The organism is Yersinia sp. 1252 StPb PI, assembly GCF_048593885.1.
Lineage (GTDB): Bacteria > Pseudomonadota > Gammaproteobacteria > Enterobacterales > Enterobacteriaceae > Yersinia > Yersinia enterocolitica_E.
Genome location: NZ_JAZGQE010000307.1, coordinates 1 through 2,700, shown reverse-complemented (window position 1 = coordinate 2,700; position 2,700 = coordinate 1). Strand labels below are relative to the sequence as shown.

Below are 2,700 nucleotides of genomic sequence, written 5' to 3'. Positions count from 1 at the left end.
CAGCGATAGACAAATACAACGCAAAAATTATATCCCTAAATGAAGAAGCAAATCAGCGGATTTCCCAATGGCTAGTGTGGTGTCAATATATCCTCGTCAGTGCGTTATTAATCAGTGTGCTTATCATGGTGACAACCGACCGCTATCTGGTTAACTTTCTCGTTAAACCTTTGAACAGAGTAAAAGCTCATCTTGAATCTCTGGCACAAGGCGTACTTGACCACAACATCGTAGATCAGGGTAGAAACTGTATTGGCCAGTTAATTCCTTATATTAACAAGATGCAGGATAACTGGGCCAAAACGGTGTTTGAAATCCGCAACAGTGCGGATTCGATTTACAGGGGTTCTAGTGAGATATCAGTCGGAAATACCGATTTGTCTTCCCGAACTGAAGAACAAGCCTCGGCGCTGGAAGAGACCGCCTCCAGCATGGAACAACTCGGTTCAACCGTTCAGCAGAATGCAGATAATGCCGGCCAGGCAAGTACACTGGCGAACCAGGCCACTCGGGAAGCACAACAGGGCGGCGTAATTGTCAGTGGCGTCATTGCCACCATGACGAAAATTACCAGCAGCTCACATAAAATCGTCGATATCATTGGCGTCATCAACAGTATTGCGTTTCAAACCAATATTCTTGCGTTAAATGCCGCTGTCGAGGCAGCGCGAGCAGGGGAACAAGGTCGTGGATTTGCCGTTGTCGCCAGTGAAGTGAGAAATTTGGCGCAACGCAGCGCACAGGCAGCAAAAGAGATTGATGTGCTGATCAATGAATCAGTTAAAAATATTAAATCCGGGTCTGAACAGGTGACGCGAGCAGGTGATGCGATGGACAAAATCGTGAGCTCAGTCAGCAACGTAAATGACATTATGAGCGAAATAGCCGCAGCCTCGACCGAACAGAGTAAAGGGATCAGCCAAATTGGTTCTGCGGTGGTTCAAATGGACAGCGTCACGCAGCAAAATGCCGCCTTAGTGCAGCAATCCGCTGCTGCTGCTGCCTCGTTGGAAGAGCAGGCTCGTCAACTAACAGAAATTGTCTCGGTATTTAAAATCAAAGGAAAGGCACCTGGCGTTTCAACAGGCCCTCTGCTCAGGCCAAAGACACGAGTTAAGAGTGTCGCATTAGTCGCAGAACAGGGCGGTTGGACTAAGTTTTAATGTTACCGCCCTTCGCTGCCTGTCAGCGAAGGGCGCAGCGTACCCTCAATGATTCCCCCTCATACTCCCACAGCACACTGCCAATACCTCAGCGGTATACCCTCTGTTTTTATGCGCTCTCTTTCTCAGCGATTTCTGGAGAAAATTTATAAATCAATAAGGATTCCACCGGATATAGGACCGCTTTCGCTGCGGGCATACCAAGCAGATATCCCTGGCCAATATCACACCCAATATCCTGTAGACGCACAAGTTGACTGGTGTGTTCGATACCTTCGGCGGTGACTTTTACCCCCAAAGAACTGGCCAATGAGATAATGGCACGTACAATTTTTTCTTTTTTTTCATTGTGTTGGAAAGTATCGATGAAGCTCTTATCAATCTTTAACTTATCAAATGAGAAGTTGCAAAGCTGAGAAAGACTGGAGTAACCGGTACCAAAATCGTCTAACGCAATTTTTATTCCCTCATCCCTGAGTTTTTTAAGCGTAAATCGGGCTACATTGGCATTCTGAAAAAGTGCACTTTCCGTGATTTCTACCTCCAGACGATCTGCGGGCAGCCCCAACTCATTCATGACGCTCATGATGCGCGTGCTCAGTTGCTTATTACACAGCAGTATCGGGGAAATATTAAATGACAGTACCAGATGAGCAGGCCAGCTTAATGTTTCGAGACAGGCTAGCCGAAACAACTGCTCCGTCAGCTCAGAGATTTTACCCATCTCTTCCGCCAGAGGAATGAATAGAGTAGGGGAAATAAATTTGCCTGGGGAGACCTCCCAGCGCGCAAGGGCTTCAAAACCGACTGTTTTTTCGGTTCTCAGGTCCACTAACGGCTGGTAATAGACAGAGAATGCATTACTCGCCAACGCTTTCTTAAAATCACTCTTAAGTTGGGCTCGGGATAAAAGTGTATTCTGCATCAAGGGAGTAAAGACTCGGACTTCCTCACGACCGGCCTTCTTAGCAATGTACAAAGCACAAGCCGATTGCTGAATAGCTTGTCGAAGATCGCCAGAATCTTCAGGATAGCGGGAGATACCAACATTGGCGGCTATATTAAAGGTAAAACCATCAATTTGAATAAGGCTGCAAATAGTCTTCACTATGCGTTCGCCCAGCAATGATAGGTCCGTTTTATCTTTATTTGACTTTAATACCAAAAACTCATCACCGCGTAATTTATAGACATTATCTGGGAACATATAAGAGAGGCGTTGTCCAACCAGCTTAAATATTTCATTTCGGTGGTCGTAGTCGAGCAGATCGTTGACATCTTTAAACTTATTAATCTCTATACTTAGAACTACATGATTTAGTGCATCTTTATTCTTAGCAGAACGTGAAATATAAGAGTCGAGAAATTTTTGGTTAGGTAGATCCGTTAAGATATCATGGCTAGACATCCAGTTGATGCTCTTTTCTGCCTCAATACGTTTCGCTATCTCCTTTGACATTCTGTTTATTCGCAATGAGCTATAGATAAACCCCAGCAATCCGGTGACATTTAGTGCAATAAAAACCGCATCTAGATT

General features: G+C 45.2%; 2 protein-coding genes. One reads left to right on the top strand and one right to left on the bottom strand.

Features of this window, described 5'->3' with window-relative positions:
* On the top strand, nt 1–1,163 hold a 1,163-nt coding region (locus tag V2A85_RS23000; RefSeq protein ID WP_420072475.1), incomplete at its 5' end, for a methyl-accepting chemotaxis protein.
* Between the two features lie 109 nt (nt 1,164–1,272).
* Here V2A85_RS23000 and V2A85_RS22995 read toward each other — a convergent pair.
* Nucleotides 1,273–2,700 (bottom strand): putative bifunctional diguanylate cyclase/phosphodiesterase (locus V2A85_RS22995; protein ID WP_420072474.1); only part of this gene is annotated, 1,428 nt, incomplete at its 5' end.